Genomic DNA, 15,335 nt, shown 5'->3' on the forward strand with positions numbered 1-15,335 from the left:
AAATCAAGGCAAGCCGGACCAGTTCCCGACGTATGAGCAGAATTTGCTGAATAGTTACCGTAGAACACGCAATCCAGGAGCTCAGTTTCCGGATTTTGCACCCGATGCGAAAAAAAGTTAATGTGTTCTTTTTTGGGTACGAGCTTTCTTCAACCTTCAGCCATCGAGGAACACGATGAAGATATTGCGTGCTTCACGCATGGACCGTTGCATCGGCTGCCATTCCTGCTCCATGGCCTGTGCAAGACAGGTACATAAAAAATTCTCCTGGAGCGCCGCCGGAATTCGCATCGGCTCCAGCGGGGGAATCACCACGGGCTTTGAGGCGCGGGTCTGCCTGGCCTGCGATCCGGCACCCTGCGCCAAGGTCTGCCCCACGGGCGCCTATTCCCAGCGCAAGGGAGGCGGCGTCATCGTCAAGATGAAACTCTGCATCCAGTGCGGAAAATGCGCCGAGGCCTGCCCTGTGGACGCCATCTATCTGGATGAAAAAGACAAGCCCTATGTCTGCATTCACTGCGGCCAATGCGTGGAATTCTGTCCCCACAACTGTCTGGAACTACGCGAGAAACAGGGTCACGTCCGCCGGGGAGGAATTGAAAATGACTGATACCGCATTTCGGGTCTGCATTGTCCACCTGGACAGGGACAAAGGCGAAATCATCTCCTTTGGCGACAAGAATGTTCATATCGGCGGCAGCGGTCTCGCCGCGGCGCTGTACGAAAAATTCGGCCTTCCGGAAGAGCCCTGGTCCCACCCGGATCAGCCTCTGATTTTCGCCATCGGCTGCCTCACGGGATATTTCCCATTGATGTCCAAGGTAGTCTGCGGATTCAAATCCCCGCACCATGATCAGTACTCCGAATCCCATGCCGGAGGGCGTCTGGCCCTGGCCATGCGTTTTGCCGGATACGACGCCATCGTCGTGCGAGGCCAGGCCACGGTGCCGGTGGCCGTGCACGTGGCCTCCAAACAAATCGAGACCGCGGACGCCAACTACCTGTGGGGCGCCAACGCCCTGACCACCGGCCGGGTCATGCGCCGGGCTTTTCCCGGCGCTTCGGGACACCGCAGCATCATTCGCATCGGTCCCGCCGGAGAAACCCTGTCCGCGTATGCCTGCATCAATGTGGACACATACCGCCATTTCGGTCGAATGGGCGCGGGTTCTGTCATGGGTGTGAAGAAAGTGAAGGCCATCGTGGTTTCCGGCGACGGCGACCAGGATCTGCCAGGAACCGATTCCAAGGCCTACGCCAAGCTCTTCAAAAGAGTCTACAAAGACATGACCGCCACGGAAATGATGAGCAAGTACCATGATCTCGGCACGCCGGGAAACGTCACTCCGCTCAACGAACTGAAGTCTCTGCCCATCCGCAACCTGAAGCAGACAACGGACCCGGAGGTGGAGAAAATATCCGGTGAAGCCTTTGCCAAGGACCTGCTGATCCGCAACACGGCCTGCGCCGGGTGCCCGGTGGGCTGCATCCATGTGGGGCTGCTACGGGAACAGTTCCAGGAGGAACACCGCTTCCAGATCCGCCAGGTGGCCTATGACTACGAACTGATCTTCGGCCTGGGTTCCATGATCGGCGTGATGGATGCATCTGGTTGCCTGGCACTGATGGATGAAGTGGAAAAGGAAGGTCTGGACGCCATGAGCACGGGCGTTGCCCTGGCCTGGGCCACGGAAGCCTATGAAAAGAGTTTGTTGACCAAGGAACAGGTGGAATACGACCTGGCGTTCGGCAATGTCGCGGCCTACAAAGAGGCCATTTGGAGCCTGGGCCACGCCAAGAATGAATTCTATGCCGATCTGGCCAAGGGCGTGAAGCATGCCGCGGCAAAATACGGCGGCGAGGATTTCGCCTGTGTTCTGGGCCAGGAAATGGCAGGTTACGTCGGCGAAACCTTTTACGCTTCCCAGTCACTCTCCTTCCGGCATTCCCACCTGGATACCGGAGCGTATGGCTACGACCAGAAGGAACATGCCAAGGATCCGGAAAAGGCAGTGAAATATCTCGTGGATGATGAGCGGGAGCGGGTTCTATTGACCTCTCTGGTCTCCTGCCTTTTCGCCCGCGGGGTGTACAAGAAGGAACTGCTGGCGGAATGCCTGGAAGCGGTCGGCCTGTCGGAACTGGCCGGGAACATGGATCAGGCCGCCGATGCCATGCAGCGCCTGCGGTGGAAGGTGCGCCTGAGTACGGGCTACGAACCTGAAAAGACCACTGTCCCTAAGCGATGCATGGAAGTCGAAACTTGGGCCGGAAAGATGAATCCCGGCTATATGAACGCCGTACGTCAAGGCTACATCAAGGCCATCCGTGAACTTGGTAAGGAAGAGCCGAAACCGGCGCCAGAGTCTGATTCATAGCCTGTAGAAGTTGTACCCGAGAAACTTCATAACAGTGTTCCATACCGCCCTCACAGCTTTTGCAAAACAAAAAGCGTGAGGGCGGTTATTTTCCTCCCTCACGTTTTTTCAATTGTTTCCCGTACATTTTCGCCACGCCTCGGTCATTGTGGCTAATGCGTCCCGTTGAAAGCATCAGAGCCGGATCATGCCCTGGCTGATCATCCTGATGAATGAAGCCACCATGGCTCGATCAAGTTTGCCACGCTCAACATCCTTAGAGATAATCTTCAAAGCCTCGAATCCTGTTACCTTGTGTTTCCGGTAGGGTCTGTCGCAGGTGATGGCGTCGAACATATCCGCAATGGTGACAATCCGCACATGATCCGGAATATTTTTTGTACCACTGGGATATCCGGAGCCGTCTAATTTCTCGTGGTGAAACATAACGCATTGAGTGACGGGTTGCGACAACTTCATGTGCTGACACATCTCCAGGCCATATATAGGATGCTTTTTGACTTCCTCGAACTCATTCGAAGTCAGGGCCGCGGGTTTTGAAAGAATCGACTGGTGAACCTTGGACTTGCCGATGTCATGCAGCAGCGCCCCCACTCCCACCTGTCGAACAAAGGATTTTCGAAGCTTCCTTCCAGAGTCTTCGTTATGGTAAATCAGCAAGGATATGGCATATAAGGCCGTATTTATGCAATGAATGTATTCTCTGTAGTGGGTTGCTATCAGGCTCCGCATGGATTGGATGGCATAGGGATTCTTTTCAAGAAAACCGTAGATGTTGTCTACCAAAGCGACCATCTTCTGGTAACTTTCCTTGTTCAGATACTCTTTGCCGGACTGAATGAAAAATGACTCAACGACATCCAGGGAGTGGTTGTACAAAATCTTCGACTTTGCTTGCAGAGGAACTTTGGAACTTTCCAGAATATCCGGCAGATTTTTCTCAATGAACAACTCATAGGTCAGCTTGTCACTGTTGTCGATGTACAGATTTTCAATGCCGTTTCGGATCAGTCTGCTCCGATGTTCTTCCGTGAAATTTTCCGGTGTCGCGTAAAGGATATAGTTGTCGTTTTGATAGAGATAGATGTTGAAATCAAAATGCTTGTCGGTAAGCATCAACAACAGAGGCTGAATTTGAAGATAGTTTGAATCCATGTCCATGCTGATGGTTATGTGCTTATAGTTTTGCTTGCAGGTGCAGCACTTCAGCCACGGCCCGCCCCGCTTCCAGGGTATATTCCCGTGACGACAGACGTACCTTGACGTCAGGCGACAATACCCGTCGTGGTGCATTCATCAATTCTTCCCGAGGAGTAATGCCGTATTCCGAAGGAAAGCTGTTCTCGAAATACATTTCCTGAAATCCGATGAATTTCAGGCTATGGGCCGTGGCATCCAGCACGGCGGTCTCTTGGGCCTGCATCAGGCCCAGCTCCCGGGCCCGCAGCAGGCCGGCCAGGCATTCCCCGCCCTGGGTGCAGGCGATATGCCCGTGGCGGTTGGCCAGAAGCATGCCCTCTATGATGGCCTGCTCCTCCACCTGAACCACATGGAACATGCCCGGTCCTCCGGCCTGTTCATACTGATCCGCAAGATGCCTGACCCTGGGGAAGGATACGGGGTTGCCGATCATGGCCGCTTGAGCCACGCTGGATTGCACGGTCACCGGGTGGTAGGCGCGTTTGGCGGGATCACTCTCGTCGTAATACTTGTAGACCGGGTCGGCATGTGCGGACTGGACGCCGAAGATCCTGGGCAACTGCTCGATGATCCCAAGGCGGTGCAGTTTCAAAAAACCGCTCATGATCGCCGTGACGTTGCCTGCGTTGCCGATGGGCACGAACACGGCCTTGTCCGCCATATCCCAGGCATAATGCTGGGCCACTTCAAAGGCATACGATTCCTGCCCGAGAATGCGCCAGGCGTTTTTTGAATTCAGCAGGGCCACTCGGTAGTTCTCGGCCAGATACTCCACCACCTTCATGCAGTCGTCAAAGACGCCGGGCAGTTCCAGAACCACGGCTCCGCTGCCCAGGGGCTGGGCCAATTGCTGGGGCGTAACCTTGCCCTGAGGCAACAGCACCACGCTCTTGATGGCGCCGCCGACATAAGCCGCGTAGAGGGCCGCGGCGGCCGATGTATCTCCGGTGGATGCGCAGACCGTGAGCACCTGATCCCAGCCGTGACGCCGGATCAGGGCCTTCAGGTAGCTGAAGGCGCAAGCCATGCCGCGGTCCTTGAACGAGGCGCTGGGGTTCTGGCCGTCGTTCTTGAAGGCCAGATCCTGACCGACATGGCCTGCAAGCGCCGAGGAAGCCGGAATGATCGGGGTGTTGCCCTCGCCCAGCCAGACGATGTCCTCCGGCTCCAGTACCGGAGCGGTCAATTCATAAAATCGAAAGATGCCCTTGAGGTCGGACCGACGGGTCGCCGCCCGCAGATCAAAGGCCTCCCGCCACTGCTCCGGACTGGTGCGCCGCAGCTCATCGAACTGTGTATCCTCCAGCAGCAGAACTTCATTGCACTGGGGACAGGTGTAGTACAGCTCATCAATGTCCAATCTGGCCCGGCACCCCAGGCAAACATATTCCATCCGTCCGCGATGAGACGGGAATTGATCGTAAAATGAATTGGTCATGGGAAACTCTGAAAGGTTGATAGTGTCCTTGGAAAGTTGAAATATCCTCTTTCCGAAAATTCGAAATCACAATCGAAATCGTCATCGAAATCGATGCCGTTTCGATGCAATGGCAGCCACACGAAATCTAAATGTCCATCCCGCTCCTGCGAATCGCGGCCACCCCGCCCTGGAGGTTCCGGGAGCCGGACACGCCGGCTTCTTCAAGTGTTACTTGAGATTCATAGGAGCGACCGCCGGCATTGCAGACCAGGATCAGGTTTTTGTCCCTGGGCACTTCACCCAATCTTTCCCGGAGTTCATCCTGCGGAATGTTCATCCACACATCGGGATATTTCTCAAGAAACGGCTGAGCGTTGGCCTGACCACGGCAATCCAGAACCTGAAAATCGCGCTGAGGATTATCCCACAGAGCCGAAAACTCCGCAATGCTCAGTGGAGAGGTCCGGCCTTCCAGAATATTTTCAGCGGCATTGGCCGCGGCGTTGACAATATCCATGGCGGATGAAAAAGGAGGAGAATACGGATATTCCAGATTACTGATAACAGAAACATGAGGGTGATCACCCAATACCGCGGCCACGGCCCCGATCCGCCCCACCAAGCCGTCTCCCTTGGCGCACAGCCCCTGAGCCCCCAGTACACGGCCGGTTCGTTCCACCACCATTTCCAGATGCATCAACTCGTTTTCCGGAAAAAAGTGCGCCCTGTCAGCCTGGACCACATGGGAATGGATCGCGTCAAATCCGGATCTTTTGGCCGCATCAGGGCTCAGGCCGGTCCCGGCAACGGAAATCTCGAACAACTTGACGGCGAAACTGCCCACGGCGCCGGAAAATTCAGCCTCCCCTCCGGCCAGATTCGTGCCGATCACCCGGCCCTGACGATTGGCCAGTGACCCCAAGGGATAGTAGCCGGGCTGCCCCGTGACCAGGTTTGTCACCTGCACGCAATTGCCGCCGGCATAAATATCCGGATCCGAAGTCTGCATCCGGCTGTTGACGATGATCGCGCCCTTGGAGGAAACGTCCAGTCCGGCCTGAGCGGCCAGCTCCGAATTAGGAACCACGCCCGCGGACATGATCACCAGATCCGCCTCCAGTTCCTCGCCCTCCAGCAGCACGCGTTCCACACGTCCATCACCGGCAAAGCCAAGTACATTGGCGGACAGCCGAAAAGCAACATCATGCTCCTGCATATGTTTCTGGGCCATGCGGGCCAAATCCGCGCTGACGAATCCGGGCAACACCTGATCGGCGATTTCCACCACCGTGGTCTGCACGCCCCACATGTCCGTCAAGGCCTCGGCTATTTCCAGGCCGATGAATCCCGCGCCGACAACCACGGCCTTGCTCACCTTGCCCGCCTCCACTCTGGCCCGAATGCCTTCGGCTTCCTCCAGATTGGACACGGCAAACACGCCGTTAAGGTTTATTCCCGGCAGATCGAGCTTGCGAGGCCGGCTTCCCATGGCCAGAACCAGCTTGTCATACGAAAACTGCACGGCATCACCGGATTCCAAATCCGTGGCATGAACAATTCTAGACTGACGGTCTATGCGATCGGCCCGCTTCCGGGTCAGGACCTCAACCCCTTTGGCTCCATGAAAAAACTTGGGATCGCGGACCATGTGAAAGCTCGTGGACTGCAATTCCTTGACATCGCTGATGTCCCCGGAAACATAATATGGGATTCCGCAACCGCCGTAGGAAACTCGGGCTCCCTGGTCGATCATCGTCACCCGGGCATCCGGCGCCAAACGTTTCAGACGACACGCCGCCTTCGGACCAAGCGCCACGGCGCCGATTATGACTACATGCATGATTCACTACCTCCTCAATCGGATATGCGTACCAACTCATGGACGATCATCGGCGCATCAGCACCGGCAATACCCTGAATAGACCCGAAGCCGGAAAGGTTCAAGGATGTTCCGCGACAAAAGAATGGGAGGGACTCCTGGAGGCGGAGGATTCAAAACTTGACACCATGCCTGACTGCATTATGGTTCGCAAAATTTTTCAGGAGGTATTGCGTGTCACGTGTAAAAACTGTTCTAGCATTCTTGATCTGCTTTTTGGCCATCGGTGGATTTGTCCTGGCGGAAATCGCCGAGGCCCAGCGTCTTGGCGGAAGCAGGTCCTTCGGTTCCCGACCCAGCCAACAGCGTCCGGCCCAACAGCCCGCCCAGACCCAGCGGGAAGCGCCGACCCAACAGCAAACCCAGCAGCAAACTCAGCAAAATCGGCAAACTCAGCAGCAAACCGCACAGCAGACACCTGCCAGATCCGGTTTTGGCGGCATGCTTGGAGGGATGCTCGGCGGACTGCTCCTGGGAGGCTTGATCGGTTCCCTGCTGACCGGAGGTCTGGGCGCCTTTTCCGGACTCAACTTCCTCGACATCCTGCTCTTTGGCGGAATTCTTTATCTGCTGTATCGCTTCATCCGCTCCCGCCGCATGGCTGCCCAGACAGCCGGACCAAACCTTGAGCAAGCCCCTTCAAGCCAAGTGGAATACATTCATAAACGTCAATCAACCTCAACAACAGCGACACCTAGCAGCGGCAAGGAAAAAAGTGCCTGGGACGCCTTGAATTCCGAACCTGCAAATTCAACCTCCCAAAGCCTTCAGGTACCCGAGGGATTCGATACGGCTGAGTTTCTCACCGGAGCCAAGGCCGCCTACAGCCGTCTGCAGACATCATGGAACAACCGGGACTTGGATGACATTCGCAATTTCACAACCCGGGAAGTCTTCGCCGAAATCAAGCGCCAGCAGAGTTCGGCACCCGTCATGGGGCAGACGGAACTGCTGCATGTGGAAGCGTCATTGCTGGAAGTTCGAGAGGAGGACGGAGATACCGTGTGCAGCGTTTTGTTCGACGTGACGCTCAGAGAAGATCCCCTCGAGGAAGCCAAGCAAACTCAGGAGATTTGGCATTTCAGCCGTCCTTCCGAAGGAACCGGCATGTGGCTGTTGGAAGGCATTCAGCAAGTCAATTGATGCAAAGGATTGGACTTCGGCGCCATGTGGGGACAGCCGGCGAAGACGTCATGCCGGTTGTCCCCGTAAATGCCCAAAGTGAATTTACGACCTGAATTTTGGCACTAGTGACTGCTCCATCAGATATTGCAATTATTTTTGTACACTTTTATATTTCTTGATTCGCTACAGCCGGATAATTACACACAACGTAATCATCCGGCCGAGGTCCGGATTACTTTGGTTTTTCTGCCTCGCAAAAACATACCAACTTTGCAGATCATGGAGTTAAAATGAAACAGATCGACCTGGATTATTTCGACAAGCTGCTCAAGGACACCCTGCAGGATCTCAGCCAGCGCGGATTAGAATCCCTGGATGAAATGACCGACAATCGGGAGGTCCATGCCGACCCGGCGGACCGGGCGACGATGGAAACGGATCGGTCTTTCATGTTGCGCCTCCGGGATCGTGAACGTAAGCTCATCCCCAAAATCCAGGAGGCCCTCGGTCGTATCCAGAGTGGAAACTTCGGCATGTGCGAAGATTGCGGCGAGGACATCAGCATCGAGCGACTCAAGGCCAGGCCGGTGACCACGCTGTGCATCAAATGCAAGAGCATTCGGGAAGAGGAAGAAAGCCTGCGCGGCGAGTAGCCGGGTCATGCACGCCGGCCGTCGGATTCGCCTCCGGGCTTTGGACACGCTGTCGCGGATTTTGACGTTGCTCAGTCCCTTTGGCCATCTTTGGCAAATCCATGCGCAACGGCTTCATTACAACCGTGGGGCGTAATCACCCTTTGAACTTCAACACCAATGGAGGCTCTTCTTTATCGTCATCTAGTCCGAGAACTTCAGCCCATGGTTCTTGGCAGGCGTCTGGAACGTATTTACGCACCGCGACTGGGGTTGTGGACTTTTCGCCTCCAACCTGGGGAGCATCCTCGCCATCTTCTGTTTTCCCACCACCCCGAAAGCGTTTCCATGACACTCTCCTCGCGTTTCCCGGAGAATCCTGCAACCCCCACATCCCAGGTCATGGGGCTGCGCAAAAGAATCCAGGGCAAGCGCATCCTGGAAATCCGCTCGGATTGGGTGCATCGCCGTTTGGCCATGGGCATGGGATTGCAAGAACCGACATCATGGTTGATTCTGGATGCAAAAAAAGGCGTTGGTCTCGAAAACCAGGCCCCGGAATGGGGAAATGATGCATCCAGTTGGCCTTCGCTTGAACAGATTCATGGAGATTCCCAGATATGGCATGCACACCCCCAAGTTTCTCCACTCATGCGCCAGACCTTGCAAAACCTGCCCGAAGACTTAGGTAATACGCTGCTGAACGGGTTTGCTTCCGGGCTGCCGCCGGACAGTTTTTTCGTCTATCAGTCCCCTTCGAGCCAGAGTTTCGCCTGCCCTTGGATCCTTCCTGAGCCAATCCGAAGGACCAGCACGGAAACACGTTGCTCAACCGCCTTCATGGCGGCAACATTGCTTGCCGACGAAATTTTCTTTCAAGACAAGACATCCGTGGACAAGCTCGCCACAGTGCGGGTCCACAAGCGTAAAAAACGCTTGCTGAAAAACCTGGATGCCGACGAACAGCGCCTGTTGGGTTTCGTACAGTTGGCGGAGAGGGCCCAGTTGATCCGCCGGAACCTCTACCAACTTCCGGCCCAGGTCACCGGGCGTTCCAGGCTTGAGCGAATCACGCTTCCGGAAGATGACGACACCATGGTCGATCTTGTTCTGGATGCAAAGTTGACAATCCTGGAAAACATGGAACGCTGGTTCCGGCTCGCCGACAAGGGCCGACGCGGTCTGGTCCATGTTCAACGCCGTCGGGAAGCGATCAAGACGGAAGCCTCTCCGGCTCATGCTACGGTGCAGCGAACCACGCCGGAGCCAAAGAACGCATCCCACCGGAAACGAAAGCTTCCTGATCGCAAGAGCATATCCTTGCCCCTGCACCGCTTTTTGAGTAGCGACGGTTTTGTGATGTTGCGCGGCAAGAACCAGAAAGCCAACCACGCTCTGCTCACCAAGACGGCAAGTTCCTTCGACTTCTGGTTTCATGCGGCCGATGGTCCCGGAGCCCATCTGATCTTGAAACGCGATTTTCCGGAACAGGACGTTCCAGAACAAACCATGATCGAGGCAGCGGGTCTGGCCGGACTGGCAAGCCATTTTTCCAGCTCCGACAGCGCAACGATTATCTGCGCGCAGGTCAAATACGTTCGTGCCGTCAAAGGTACGCCTGGTTTGGCCAGAGTGGACCGAGTCCACCAAACGCTCCATGTCACTCTGGACCCAAATTTAGAAAGAATATTGCGGGTCGTGGAAGACGGAAAGCCCTATTGATCTTCCTGTTCCTGAAAACTACCATCTGCATTCTGGCCTGAGCCCATGACACAACCCCTAGAACGTGTTCGCGTTCCTTCCGCGCAATCGGAAACCATGACCGACCAGCATGGCCGGTCCATCAATTATCTGCGCCTGAGCATCACGGATCGATGCAATCTGCGATGCCTGTACTGCCGTTCCTGCGAAGGACTGAAAATGCTTCCCCATGACCAGATGCTCAGTTATGAGGAGTGCCTGGAATTGATTGCCGTGGCTTCGACGCTGAACATCTCCAAAGTCCGGCTGACTGGCGGCGAACCGTTCATTCGCAAAAATTTTTTGCATTTTCTGGAACGAATTCTGGATGCCCACCCCCAGTTGGACATGCGTCTGACCACCAACGCAACCCTGCTGGGCGGCAAGATCCCCGCACTCAAGAAAATCGGCATCAAGGGGCTGAACATCTCCCTGGACACCCTGGACAGGGCCAAGTTCCAGCGCATCACCGGGCGGGATTTTTTTCTCCCTGTCCGCGGCGCAATCGATCAATGCCTGGATTATGGATTGCGGATCAAGATCAATGTCGTGGCCATGAAGGGCATCAATGACGACGAACTGGCGGCTTTTATCCGCCTGGCCGAAAACCAGCCTTTGGACGTGCGCTTCATCGAATTTATGCCCGTGGGTGAAAAAACCGTCTGGCGTCCCGATCAAGTCTGGACCTCCAGGGAAATACTCCAGCAGGCCCAGGAGGTTGTCCAGCTGAAGCCTGTCACGGAATCAGGCAAACGGAACGGGCCGGCCCGGATGTTTGAAATTGTCGGCGGCAAGGGCCGAATCGGGGTAATATCCCCCATGAGTTCCCACTTCTGTGGGCAATGCAACCGATTGCGCATTACTCCGGACGGACGTTTGCGCACCTGTCTGTTCTCGGACAAGGAATATCGGCTGCGGCCGATTCTGCGTTCTTCCAAACTGGGGCGGGAGCATCTGCGCCGCGTGATCATCCGGGCCGGCAAAATCAAACCCATGGGACACGAAATTCTCGCGGCACAAGGTCGCCAAGGCTCCGTTTGCCGCAAGATCATGTCGGCTATCGGGGGCTGATCATTATCGGATCAACGCAGCGGCGCGGCGTGCCACTATGGCATACTTATCGCATCCACTCTTTTCTCGCCCGCACAGGACACGGGTCCTTGGGTAATGTGCCCGCACAGAGTCCCTGCGTAAATCGCATCCTCTTCTCTCATTAAGCATATGAGGTGTTTCTCAAAATAATGACCATTGAACGTCGTCTGGAATTCCAGAGCGCCGCGGAGGCGCAAAAACTGTTTGGACCGCACAACGCTCACCTGCTGCAACTTGCCGAGTTGAGCGGTATTTCCGTGGACAGTCACGGCTCGGTCGCCGTCCTCAACGGACAGGAACCTGAACTTGTGGATCTGGTCGCGAACTGCCTGGTCCAGCTCCACGGATTGCTACGGGCCAATCAAACAATCACCACCCAGGATGTGGACCATGCCTGGCGCATTCTGAGCCAGGATCCCAAGGCCGACATCAAAAGCGTCTTCAAGGACGTCGTGTATGCTGTTTCTCCGAAGCGGACCATCACGCCGCGCACCGTCAACCAACGCCACTACCTCCAGGCGATTCGCAAGAAGGATCTGGTCTTCGGCATCGGCCCGGCCGGTACGGGCAAGACGTACCTCGCCGTTGCCATGGCGGTATCGGCACTGATCAAGAAAGAGGTCAAGCGGCTGGTGCTGACCCGGCCCGCCGTGGAAGCCGGGGAAAAACTCGGCTTCCTGCCCGGCGATCTGGCCGAAAAGATCAATCCGTACCTCAGACCATTATACGACGCCCTGCACGACATGGTCGAGTTTCGCAAGGTCCAGGAAATGCTGGAGGACGGGATGATTGAGATAGCGCCCCTGGCGTTCATGCGCGGCCGCACGCTCAACGACTCCTTCATCATTCTGGATGAAGCCCAGAACACGACTCCTGAACAGATGAAGATGTTCCTGACCAGACTTGGTTTCGGCTCCAAGGCAGTGGTCACCGGAGACATTACCCAGATCGATCTGCCGATCCATGCCAGATCCGGTTTGATTCAAGCTGAACGGGTTCTCTCAAAGGTATCCGGCCTCCAATTCATTCATTTTAACGATAAAGACGTCATTCGACATCCGCTCGTTGGTCGCATTGTCACTGCCTATGACCGATACTCACAGCAAGACTTCGCCAAAAAAGAATAGCGCCAAAGGGGCCGTCAAGGCTGACGTCCTGCTTTCACCAAAAACCGCCCGGCCCCTGGAAAACAGTGCCGGCAGCCTTTTGGTGTTCATGGCCTGCATGGTTCTTGTAGCGGCCCTCTCCGGAGTCAGCATTGAACCCGGCGGACGAATCTTCGTCCAGGGGGAAATTGCCACCCACGACGTCACCGCCCCCAGGGATCTGCTTATCGAGGACGACATCTCCACGCGCACGCGCCGGGAAATGGTGGCCCAGACCCAGCCTCCGGTTTTTGATCTGGCCCAGATTCCTTTTGCCCAAATGGCCAGGAAAATCGTCAATCTGCTGGACGTCATTCACTCATCCACTCCGGAAAACCTGGCCGATATCCAGAACCTGGTGGCCGAGGAATTGAATATCCGCATTCCGGCCGGGGTATGGAATGAATGGCGGAAGCAGTCCTTCCATGATCTGATCGTCACCAAAATCGTTCCCTGGCTTGAGGAAGCCTACAGCAAGGGGATTCTCTCGGAACGCAGATTTGTCTCGGATATCACCACGGGCGTGATTGTCCGGGAACTGTCCTCGGAGACTGAACAGCTCCACCTCAACGCCCTGGATTTTCCGGATCTGGAAGTCCTGTTGCGCAATCTGGACCGGCACCTGCGCGACAACCTGAACCTGCCCGTGTCGGTCCGCCGGGCTGCCGAGGAACTGCTCTCCCCGTTGTTGCGGCCGAATTTGACGTTGAACCAGGAAGCCACCCAGACCCGCCTGAACAGCGCCAAGCTGGCCGTGGAGCCGGTTTTTTATCAGATCAAGAAGGGCGAGATCATCGTCCGCAAGTCCGAGCGTGTTTCCGCGGACCAGCAGCGCAAGATGCAGGCTTTTTTCCATGACCAGACCGGCAGATACAACTGGGATCGCTTCAGCGGCGTTCTGGTCATCTCCCTGCTCTTCACCCTGGCGATTTTTCAGGCCGCCAACAGCATCAACAAGCGATTGACCCCCAAGGACGCCCTGCTTCTGGCTTTGGTCATGCTTACCTTTGCCGCCATGGCCAAATTCGTTGCGTTTTCCAGGTTCCCCCTGAGCCAGGAATTGTTGTACCTGACCCCGGACGTCTTTGTGTACAGCCTGCCCATTGCCGGAGCTGCCGGAGTTCTGGCCCTGTTTTTCCCGTTGCTGATTTGCATTTTTTCAGGAGCGTTGCTGGCCTTTCTCTGCACCCAAATGCTCCATGCCGGCTTTGACGTGTTTCTGTTCTACCTTATGGGTGCGGTGGGGTGCGCCATGCTGCTGCGCGGAGCCCAGACCAGAACCGACATTCTGCGTACCGGTCTGCCGCTGCTCGCCCTGATCTTGGGAACCTGGGCGGCCCTCAACCTCCTGGATTTTCAAGGCGTAAGCTGGTTTGCCGCCGGAGCCATGTTCAGCGCTACGGGCGCCGTGCTTTCCATCCTGCTCCTGCTGGCCTTCAGCCCGGTGGTGGAATATCTGTTCGGCTACACCTCCCGCTTCAAGCTCCTGGAAATGATGAGTCTGGAACAGCCCCTGCTCCAGGATCTGATGGTCAATGCTCCCGGCACCTACCATCACTGCCTCATCGTCGCCAACATGGCCGAAGCCGGAGCCAAGGCCATCGGCGCGAATCCGCTCCTGGCCAAGGTGGCGGCCTTGTACCACGACATCGGCAAAGTCAAGAATCCCCACTACTTTATCGAGAATCAGTTCGGTTGCGAGAACAAGCACGACAAGCTGGCACCGTCCATGAGCGCCCTGATTCTCATCTCCCACGTCAAAAAAGGCGCGGAGCTGGCTGCCAAGCACAAGCTGGGACCGGAAATCACGGACCTGATCCAGCAGCACCACGGCACCCGTCTGATCTCCTACTTCTACCAGAAAGCACTTACCCAGAAGGAGGAAAGAGGAACGGAAAACATCCGGGAAGCGGATTTCTGCTATCCCGGCCCCAAGCCGCAAACCAAGGAAGCCGGGATAATCCTGCTGGCCGACGCCATTGAAGCCTCCAGCCGAACCCTGGTGGACCCCACCCCGAGTCGGGTCCGCAATCATATTCAAAATCTAGTGCGCGCGGTCTTCAATGAGGGCCAGCTCGACGACTCGGATCTCAGTCTGAAGGACCTGAATATCCTCAGCGAGACGTTCCAGCGCATCCTTACGGGAATCTTTCATCAACGCATCGACTACCCCCAACCCCGAGCCAATGCCGCAACCACAACACCGATCAAAGTCGAAACGGCCAAGGCCCCGGCGCTGCGCATCGCCGCGGCCCGCTGATATCACCCTACTGGTAGATCCGGAGGCTTCACGCCATCCCGTATTGCCGTTGAACCGGAGGGAATTGCGGGAGATTCTGGAGCGGATCATGGCAGCGAACCAGCTTCAGGGAGCGGGCGTTGAGCTGCGCATCACCTCGGATCAGCTGATCACGGATCTGCACCGCCGACACCTGGGCGGGATGGGGCCGACCAACGTCCTCAGCTTCCCCCTTGAGAATTCCGTCCCGGGATCTTACGACAATCTCGGTTCGGTTGTTGTCAGTGCTGATGCGGTTCTTCGGGAAGCCTTTCTCTACCAGCAGGATCCCCAAAGTCATTTCATCCGCCTCCTGACCCACGCCCTGCTCCACCTGGCCGGGTACGAACATGGAGAGCTCATGGAGGAAATGACGGAGAACACCGTGGTTTTGATGCAAGGCACACATTTCGTTAACTATTCAGCGAATTCAGAATCTTAAGACG

At 56.1% G+C, this 15,335-nt stretch carries 12 protein-coding genes; 9 read left to right on the plus strand and 3 right to left on the minus strand.

The features are described from left to right. The first annotated feature begins 175 nt into the window (after positions 1-175). Positions 176-610: a 4Fe-4S dicluster domain-containing protein gene (locus BLP93_RS10265; RefSeq protein WP_092120989.1), complete on the plus strand. Its 435-nt coding sequence runs from the start codon at positions 176-178 to the stop codon at positions 608-610. Next, positions 603-2,378: an aldehyde ferredoxin oxidoreductase N-terminal domain-containing protein gene (locus BLP93_RS10270; RefSeq protein WP_092120992.1), complete on the plus strand. Its 1,776-nt coding sequence runs from the start codon at positions 603-605 to the stop codon at positions 2,376-2,378. The genes BLP93_RS10265 and BLP93_RS10270 overlap by 8 nt, the downstream gene beginning before the upstream one ends. A gap of 174 nt (positions 2,379-2,552) precedes the next feature. Here the strand turns inward: BLP93_RS10270 and BLP93_RS10275 are convergent, their stop codons facing one another. The 3 genes from BLP93_RS10275 to BLP93_RS10285 all read right to left on the minus strand — a co-directional run bounded on the left by BLP93_RS10275 (position 2,553) and on the right by BLP93_RS10285 (position 6,838). Further along, positions 2,553-3,533: an HD-GYP domain-containing protein gene (locus BLP93_RS10275; protein WP_161946284.1), complete on the minus strand. Its 981-nt coding sequence runs from the start codon at positions 3,531-3,533 to the stop codon at positions 2,553-2,555. Positions 3,534-3,555: 22 nt separating this feature from the next. After that, positions 3,556-5,016, minus strand: a complete 1,461-nt coding sequence (gene thrC / locus BLP93_RS10280) for a threonine synthase (RefSeq protein ID WP_244148718.1) — start codon at positions 5,014-5,016, stop codon at positions 3,556-3,558. 127 nt (positions 5,017-5,143) lie between these two features. After that, positions 5,144-6,838: an FAD-dependent oxidoreductase gene (locus BLP93_RS10285; protein WP_092120998.1), complete on the minus strand. Its 1,695-nt coding sequence runs from the start codon at positions 6,836-6,838 to the stop codon at positions 5,144-5,146. 213 nt (positions 6,839-7,051) lie between these two features. Here BLP93_RS10285 and BLP93_RS10290 point away from each other — a divergent pair, with 213 nt between their 5' ends. The 7 genes from BLP93_RS10290 (at position 7,052) to ybeY (ending at position 15,331) form a co-directional block, all read left to right on the plus strand. Next, entirely contained in the window at positions 7,052-8,020 is a 969-nt protein-coding gene (locus BLP93_RS10290; protein ID WP_092121001.1) for a Tim44 domain-containing protein, read from the plus strand. A gap of 272 nt (positions 8,021-8,292) precedes the next feature. Then, positions 8,293-8,655: an RNA polymerase-binding protein DksA gene (dksA, locus tag BLP93_RS10295; protein ID WP_092121004.1), complete on the plus strand. Its 363-nt coding sequence runs from the start codon at positions 8,293-8,295 to the stop codon at positions 8,653-8,655. A 159-nt stretch (positions 8,656-8,814) separates the two neighbouring features. Beyond that, complete coding sequence (locus BLP93_RS10300) at positions 8,815-10,356, plus strand: NFACT RNA binding domain-containing protein (RefSeq protein WP_092121007.1); 1,542 nt, start codon at positions 8,815-8,817, stop codon at positions 10,354-10,356. A gap of 45 nt (positions 10,357-10,401) precedes the next feature. After that, positions 10,402-11,445 carry a GTP 3',8-cyclase MoaA gene (gene moaA, locus BLP93_RS10305; RefSeq protein ID WP_092121010.1) on the plus strand — a complete coding sequence of 348 codons (1,044 nt, stop codon included), beginning with the start codon at positions 10,402-10,404 and terminating at the stop codon, positions 11,443-11,445. A gap of 170 nt (positions 11,446-11,615) precedes the next feature. After that, entirely contained in the window at positions 11,616-12,593 is a 978-nt protein-coding gene (locus BLP93_RS10310; RefSeq protein WP_092121013.1) for a PhoH family protein, read from the plus strand. Further along, complete coding sequence (locus tag BLP93_RS10315) at positions 12,553-14,871, plus strand: HD family phosphohydrolase (RefSeq protein WP_092121016.1); 2,319 nt, start codon at positions 12,553-12,555, stop codon at positions 14,869-14,871. The genes BLP93_RS10310 and BLP93_RS10315 overlap by 41 nt, the downstream gene beginning before the upstream one ends. Continuing rightward, complete coding sequence (gene ybeY, locus BLP93_RS10320) at positions 14,798-15,331, plus strand: rRNA maturation RNase YbeY (protein WP_092121019.1); 534 nt, start codon at positions 14,798-14,800, stop codon at positions 15,329-15,331. Before BLP93_RS10315 ends, ybeY begins: the two co-directional genes overlap by 74 nt. Positions 15,332-15,335 lie beyond the last annotated feature (4 nt).

This window comes from Desulfonatronum thiosulfatophilum (genome assembly GCF_900104215.1).
GTDB classification, from domain to species: Bacteria; Desulfobacterota; Desulfovibrionia; order Desulfovibrionales; family Desulfonatronaceae; genus Desulfonatronum; species Desulfonatronum thiosulfatophilum.

Bases quoted from the DNA above. Each gene is read 5' to 3' on its own strand.
- ybeY (WP_092121019.1), top strand. From the start codon at position 14,798: ATGCCGCAACCACAACACCGATCAAAGTCGAAACGGCCAAGGCCCCGG.
- BLP93_RS10270 (WP_092120992.1), top strand. From the start codon at position 603: ATGACTGATACCGCATTTCGGGTCTGCATTGTCCACCTGGACAGGGAC.
- BLP93_RS10315 (WP_092121016.1), top strand. From the start codon at position 12,553: ATGACCGATACTCACAGCAAGACTTCGCCAAAAAAGAATAGCGCCAAA.
- thrC (WP_244148718.1), bottom strand. From the start codon at position 5,016: ATGACCAATTCATTTTACGATCAATTCCCGTCTCATCGCGGACGGATG.
- dksA (WP_092121004.1), top strand. From the start codon at position 8,293: ATGAAACAGATCGACCTGGATTATTTCGACAAGCTGCTCAAGGACACC.
- BLP93_RS10265 (WP_092120989.1), top strand. From the start codon at position 176: ATGAAGATATTGCGTGCTTCACGCATGGACCGTTGCATCGGCTGCCAT.
- moaA (WP_092121010.1), top strand. From the start codon at position 10,402: ATGACACAACCCCTAGAACGTGTTCGCGTTCCTTCCGCGCAATCGGAA.
- BLP93_RS10310 (WP_092121013.1), top strand. From the start codon at position 11,616: ATGACCATTGAACGTCGTCTGGAATTCCAGAGCGCCGCGGAGGCGCAA.
- BLP93_RS10275 (WP_161946284.1), bottom strand. From the start codon at position 3,533: ATGGATTCAAACTATCTTCAAATTCAGCCTCTGTTGTTGATGCTTACC.
- BLP93_RS10285 (WP_092120998.1), bottom strand. From the start codon at position 6,838: ATGCATGTAGTCATAATCGGCGCCGTGGCGCTTGGTCCGAAGGCGGCG.
- BLP93_RS10300 (WP_092121007.1), top strand. From the start codon at position 8,815: ATGGAGGCTCTTCTTTATCGTCATCTAGTCCGAGAACTTCAGCCCATG.